The organism is Kocuria sp. ICS0012, assembly GCF_001665945.1.
GTDB lineage: Bacteria > Actinomycetota > Actinomycetes > Actinomycetales > Micrococcaceae > Kocuria > Kocuria marina.
In genome coordinates this window covers 21,382-28,157 of sequence record NZ_LZMM01000012.1, presented here as the reverse complement: position 1 = coordinate 28,157, position 6,776 = coordinate 21,382, and the positions used below count along the sequence as shown (strand labels likewise).

Sequence of the window (6,776 nt, the reverse complement as noted above, 5' to 3'; positions counted from 1 at the left end):
TGTGTGCGCCCCAAATAACACCCCTTACCCACCTCGCCCCCGGCCGCCGCCCCCCCCACCCCCCCGCGCGCCCCCCCCCCCGCGGGGGGGGCCCGCCGTCGTAGGCGCGGACGAGGGCGCGGTCGGGAGCCCGGGCGGGGACGACGACGCCGTATCGCGCGGTTGCCGACGGCAGCGTCGTCGTCTGCCCGGCACGCCCAGCGGGCCACAAGCGGGCGCGGGCGGGCGGATGCCTACACTGGGGTCATGGGAGCCAGCTCACTGACCAGAGAAGATGCCATGACGCGCGCGGAGCAGATCCGGGTGGAGGACTACCGGGTCACGGTGGATCTCTCGGGAGCACGGGAGCCGGGCGCCACGACATTCGGTACCGAGGTCACGGTGCGCTTCACCGCGGAGGCCGGTGCGGAGACGTTCATCGACTTCATCCACGACACCGTGAGCGCCGTGGAACTCAACGGCGAGTCGTTGGACGTGGACGACGTCGTGGAGGGCTCGCGGATCCGGTTGCCGGAGCTGGGCACGGCCAATGAGCTGCACGTGGTGGGTCGCGCGCTGTACTCCCGTTCCGGGGAGGGCATGCACCGCTATGTGGACCCCCAGGACGACTCCGTTTACCTTTACACCCAGTACGAGCCCGCCGATTGCCGCCGGGTGTTCCCCGTGTTCGAGCAGCCGGACCTCAAGGCCGTCTACCACTTCACCGTGATCACGCCCCCGGAGTGGCTCGCGGCGTCCAACGGGGACCCCACGGGGCAGAACACCACCGACGACTGCGACGTCCCCGGCGCGGTGGCCCACGACTTTGCCCCCACCCAGCGGATCTCGAGCTACATCACCGCCATCCTGGCGGGGCCCTACGCCCGGTTCACCGACGAGTGGGCCGGCACCGACCCCCAGGGCGAGGCCGTGACGATCCCCCTCACGCTGTACTGCCGGCGGGCGCTCGCTGAGTACATGGACGCCCAGGAGCTGTTCATGCTCACCAAGCAGGGTCTGGATTTCTTCCCGCGGTTGTTCGCGTTCGCGTACCCGTTCGGGAAGTACGAGCAGGCGTTCGTGCCGGAGTACAACCTGGGGGCCATGGAGAACCCGGGGCTCGTGACGTTCACGGAGGCGTACCTGTTCCCGTCGGGTGCCACGCGGGCGCAGTTGGCGGGGCGGGCGAACACGCTGTTGCACGAGATGTCCCACATGTGGTTCGGGGACCTGGTGACCATGCGGTGGTGGGACGACCTGTGGTTGAAGGAGTCCTTCGCGGAGTTCATGGGCGCGTACGCGTCCGTGCACGCGACCGAGTACACGGACGCGTGGGTCACGTTCGCGCTCGCCCGTAAGGAGTGGGCATACCGCCAGGACCAGTTGCCCACCACGCACCCGATCGTCGCGAACATCCCGAACCTGGAGGCCGCGCGGCAGAACTTCGACGGCATCACCTACGCCAAGGGCGCCTCCGTGCTGAAGCAGCTCGTGGCGTTCGTGGGTGAGGAAGCGTTCATGGACGCGTGCCGGGCGTACTTCCGCCGGTTCGCGTTCGAGAACACGAGCCTGGACGACTTCCTGGAGGTCCTGGACGAGGCCAGCGATCACGACGTCCGCGCGTGGGCCCAGCAGTGGTTGCACACCACGGGTGTCCCCGTTCTGGAGGTCCGCCTCCCGGGCTCGGTGGACGACGACGCCGCGGCGCCGCGTGCACATGCCACGCACGACGGCGCGGGGTCCGGTGACCCCGCCGCAGTGGACGGCACCGCGGTGGCGAGCGCCACGCTGACCCAGCGAGCGGCGTCGTTGCGTCCGCACGGGCTGACCGTGGGCCGGTACACGCGGGATAGCGATGCCGTGGTGAACACGGCGCGCACCGAGGTACGAGTGCCGGCCTCGGACACGCCCGTTCCCGTCACGGGTCTAGGCGACGCCCCGAGCAGCGAGGCCCAGGACGGCGAGTCGTTCCTGCTGGTCAACGACACTGACCTCACGTACTGCCTGGCCCATCCGGACCCGGAATCGCTTGCGGCCATCACCCGCCTGGTGGGGGCGATCGAAGACCCGCTCGCGCGAGCGGTGGCGCACTCGCAGGTGTGGGCCGCGGTGCGCGACGCCCGGCTGTCCCCTCGGGAGTACGTGTCCATGGCGGCGCGTGAGTGCGGTGCGGAGCGTCACGCGGCGATCCTCACGACCGTGCTGGACCACGCGGGTCAGGCCCTGGGCGAGTACGTGCCCTACCAGTACCGCACCGCCTCGCGGCGTGAATTCCTCGAGGCCCTGCGCAATGCCCTGCTGGCCGCGGAGGCGGGTTCCGGTGAGCAGCTGGTACTCGCGCGCGCTTTCGCCCGCGAAGCGGCGCGGGACGGCAGCTACGCCCGTCAGGTGCAGGAGTGGCTCGGGGACGAGGGCACGGTGGCCGGTCTGCCCCTGTCCTCCGAGCTGCGCTGGTCTCTTCTCACCGCGCTCACCGCCACGGGTCACGCCACGGTCTCCGAGCTGGAGACCGAACACGCGCAGGATCCCACCCGCGACGGCCGGTTGGGCTACACCCGGGCCGTGGCCGCCATCCGCTCGGACCGGGCCAAGGACGAGGCGTGGCAGCGGATCGTGGCCGGGGAGCTGTCCAACGACGAGCTGAGCGCCACGATCTCCGGCTTCCAGTTGGCGGCCCCTGCCGTGCTGCATCGCTACGAGTCCGAGTACTTCGCCCACTTCGCCGAATGGTGGGACACCCACTCCATGGAGATCGCGACTCGTATGGTGCGCGGACTGTACCCGCGCGCGATCGAGGTGCGGGCGGCGTCGTCTGACCCGAAGGAACACCCCGTGGTGCGGGAAACCCACGCGTGGTTGGACGCCCACCGGGACGCCCCGGGGGCCCTGCGACGCATCATCATGGAACTCGCGGCGGACGCCGAAAGGGCCGTGGAACTGCAGGTGGCGTGCCTGTCCCGGTGAACCCTGGGGGTCCGCTTTCCACCGAGCGGATGAACATCGATGCGTTGGGATCAACGGTTAGCATGTGGTGTGATGCCGCGGCGGAGCACGCGTCGGCGCTATTGCGAGGGAGACCATGAGGGATTACGCGCTCAACGACCGAGGGTCCTTGGACGTCGTCACCGAGAACTTCTACGACACCGAGATCATGCGGGTGTTCGGAGGCCTCTCCGTGGGCCGGGCGCAGACGTGGACCGGGACGGCCGCGCTGGTCCTGGAACCGGACAACCCCTTCGACCCGCGCACCGTGTCCGTGCGCGTGGGCGGGAACAAGGTGGCCCACCTCAGTTCCGGGGACGCACACCGTTACTGGCACCCCCTCTCACGCGTGATCGCCTCCGGCTACACCCCCGTGGTCCCGCTGCACCTGGAGGCCGAGTTGCAGCGCCAGGACGGGCAGGCGGAGGTCGCCGCGCGCGCGACGATCGGCATCGCTCCCCCGGACCTGCTGTTCCCCCTCAACACCGCGCCCGCGCAATCGGCCGTGCTGCCCCAGGGCTCCTCGATCAAGGTTTTGGACGAACAGGAGTTCGCCGAGTATCTGCACTCGATCGTGCCAGCCTCCGGTGAGGGCCGCGTGATCCTCACCCTCGAGGTCAACAAGGTCAAGAACTCCCACGGGCTCACCGTCGACACCGTGGACGTTCTCTACGAACGCAAACAGGTGGGTCGGCTCTCTACCCAGATGTCCCAGCAGTTCATCCCGATCATCCACTACGCGTTCGAACAGGATCTGCTCACCGCCGTGTGGGGGACGATTCGTGGTTCCTCGTTCGAGGTGTCCATGACCTTGCAGGCCGCCCGCGCCTCCGAGGTCCCCCAGCAGTGGTTCACGGACCTGCCCAACGACGTCCCCGAGCTGCTGCCGGACGCCGAGGATTTCGAGGTGCCCCCGGCCTACGTGCCCGTGGAATCGGACCGCGGGCGCAACGCCAAGAAATGGCGCCGCGGTTTCAACGCCGCCCACACCGACGACGACGCCGCTCGCAACCGCCCCGGCACCCAGACCCGACCCGCGGCACCCGCCCCCGCGCGTGAACCCCGCCGCGCGACCGGCGGGTCCAGTGCGGCCCGGCTGGTGGGCGGACTCACGCGCGGGCTGAAGCCCCTGGTCACCGCGCTCGCCGCGCTCACCGTGATCCTGGTACTCGTGAGCATCATCCTGCTGGGTGTGGAACCATTGGCCACGACGCTCGTGTTGATCGTGGCTGTGGCCACCGGATTCATGGCCTTCTACCTGCACAGAACGCTGTAAGGGGTTCTTTCACCCATATGATTTCTCGCCGCGAACGGTTCCTCCAGATCATCGAGGTGCTCACCAAGCACGGTTTCGGCTTCGCTCTCGGTGGGTTGAAACCGCAGTGGCGGGCCCCCCTGGCGCGCGTGAAACTCATCGATCCGCAGACCATCCACTCCCAGCCCGAACACCTGCGCATGGCCCTGGAGGAACTGGGACCCACGTTCATCAAGCTAGGCCAGCTCGTCTCGACCCGCCCGGACGTGCTGCCCTCCGGCTACGCGGACGAACTGCTCAAGCTCCAGGACGACACCCCACCGATCCCCGTGGAGCAGATCCGGGCCATGATCGAGGCCGAACCGGATTCCCAGGCGGAGGAGATCCTCACGCACATGGACCCCGAGCCCGTGGCCACCGGATCGATCGGTCAGGCCCACGCCGCCGTGTTCCGGGGACATGAAGTCATCGTCAAGGTCCGCCGCCCCGGCGTGACCGACGAGGTCAATCGCGACCTGGAGATTCTGCAGGACATGTCCTCGTGGGTGGCCCGCTACTGGACCGCCGCCCAGGACTACGACCTCGAGGGGCTCGTGGAGGAGTTCAGCGCCTCCCTGCGGGACGAACTGGACTTCATCCAGGAGGCCCGCAACTCCCAGCGCATGGCCGAGAACTTCATCGGCCACCCGCAGATCCACATCCCCGAGATCTATTGGGAGGCCACGACCTCCCGTGTGCTGACCATGGAGCGGATGTTCGGGGTCAAGATCAACGACTACGACGCTCTCGAGGCCGAGGGCGTCAACCGTCACCTGCTGGCCAAGGAGGCCACGGACGCGATCTGCAAGATGGTGTTCGAGGACGGGTTCTTCCACGCGGATCCTCACCCCGGCAACTTGTTCGTGGAGCCGGACGGGCGGATCGCGGTCATCGACTTCGGGATGGTCGGCAACCTCAGTGAGGAGTTCCGGGACCACCTGATCACCCTGCTGCTCGGCGTCGTGCAGAACAACCCGCGCCGCGCCGCGACCGGACTGCTGGGCTTGACCGATAGCGGCCAGCACGACGTCTCCAAGCGGGACCTGGAACGCGACGTCTCCGTGATGATGCGCCGCTACGCCAACAAACCGCTCGAAGAGGTGCGGGTGGGCGAGCTCATGGCGGATCTGATCTCCGTGCTGCGCCACCACAAGCTGCAGCTCCCGCGCGAGTCCGCCTTGCTGCTGCGCATGCTCGTCACCGCCGAGTCCATGGGTACCGGCCTGGACCCCGGCTTCGACCTGGTCTCGGCCGTGCAGCCCTACGCGGAGCGGTTCATCATCAACCGGCTCTCCCCGGACATGCTGTTCAACCGGTTGCGCTCCACGATCGAAGAAGCCGTGCAGATGGGCGTGGACGTGCCCGAGTACGTGCGCCGCTTCCTGGTGGTGCTCGAACGCGGCGGCTTCGACGTCCACCTGCGCACGGACGAGCTGGATCCCCTGGTCAAGAGCGGCGCCAAGATCGGCCACCAGGTCGTGGCCGGCGGCGTGATCGCCGCGACCATCAACGGCACCGCGCACATCATCGCCTCGGACCCCGAGCGGTGGAAGAAGTACCACACGCCGTTGATCGTGGGTGGAATGTCCACGGTGGCGGCACTCAGCGGCTATCTCGCCGTGTCCTCCAACACGGAACGCGTCCGCCACGTGGTGCGGGTGCTGCGCGGGAACAAGTCCAAGCGCACCGTGCGTTGAGCACGAACGTGGTCCACGAGGCTCCACCGGGCGGTCAGTCCTGCTTCCGCCCGTCATATGCCCTCGACGAGAATGAGTCAGCCGTTTGCTCCGATAGGGCCTGGGCTCGCGCCGCATCCAGGCAGGCTTGACTGAACGGAAGCGACCCTCCGTTCGCGAAGTCCCGTAAGTGCTCGTTGGCAGGGACTTGGACGCGGCTCACGTAGTACAGGCCAGGAACGCGCTTGGCTACTGTCGCATAAGCGACCCCAGGTTGTTTGAGGTTCGCGACCACCGCGCGGATTCCGGCCACGGAACCCGGGGCCACCAACAGCTCCAGTAAGCGTGCATCGATCGTCTTGACCGCCTGGCCGTCCTGGATGAACTCGAAATAGGGCCCGTGGTATCCGTCTATGTACCGCAGGTGGGCCGTCGGATGACCAGCCATGAAACACGCAACATCCCCGAGGTCGATCAAGACATCCGTGAGGTGCTCCAGCAGACCCAGGACCATTACGTGCTTCGTCATGGTTGCCGGCCTGCGCAGACTGACGCGCTTCGGGGCCTCGGCCCGAACCTCAATCTCGAACGCTGATGGGCCCAGCTGGCCGATGGAGAAGTCCTGGTTCCACCCAGAGATGATCCCCCTGGCGTCCCCGAGCAACTGCTGGGTCAGCAATTGCAAACCCGTGAAGCTCTCGCGCAACGGTGACTGCGGCAAGGCCAGCTGTCGCCCGTCGCCATCCCGGTAGGTGACGGTGACGATCACACGGGCCTTGGGGGGGACGGTGCCCAGATAGTTGCGTGCCACGGTGCCTTTCATCGAGCTCGCAGAGACATTTCTC

The 6,776-nt window shown here is 67.8% G+C and carries 4 protein-coding genes; 3 read left to right on the top strand and 1 reads right to left on the bottom strand.

The window, feature by feature from the left end; translation table 11 throughout:
* The first annotated feature begins 246 nt into the window (after nucleotides 1–246).
* From pepN to A5728_RS01185, 3 genes are all read left to right on the top strand, one after another.
* Nucleotides 247–2,943: an aminopeptidase N gene (gene pepN / locus A5728_RS01195; protein ID WP_064845321.1), complete on the top strand. Its 2,697-nt coding sequence runs from the start codon at nucleotides 247–249 to the stop codon at nucleotides 2,941–2,943.
* A 115-nt stretch (nucleotides 2,944–3,058) separates the two neighbouring features.
* Nucleotides 3,059–4,237, top strand: coding sequence for a hypothetical protein (locus A5728_RS01190; RefSeq protein WP_064845319.1), 1,179 nt, complete (start codon nucleotides 3,059–3,061; stop codon nucleotides 4,235–4,237).
* A gap of 17 nt (nucleotides 4,238–4,254) precedes the next feature.
* A complete protein-coding gene (locus tag A5728_RS01185) occupies nucleotides 4,255–5,952 on the top strand; it encodes an AarF/ABC1/UbiB kinase family protein (protein WP_064845318.1) in 1,698 nt (565 codons plus the stop codon).
* 34 nt (nucleotides 5,953–5,986) lie between these two features.
* Here the strand turns inward: A5728_RS01185 and A5728_RS01180 are convergent, their stop codons facing one another.
* Complete coding sequence (locus A5728_RS01180) at nucleotides 5,987–6,742, bottom strand: hypothetical protein (protein ID WP_082943141.1); 756 nt, start codon at nucleotides 6,740–6,742, stop codon at nucleotides 5,987–5,989.
* Nucleotides 6,743–6,776 lie beyond the last annotated feature (34 nt).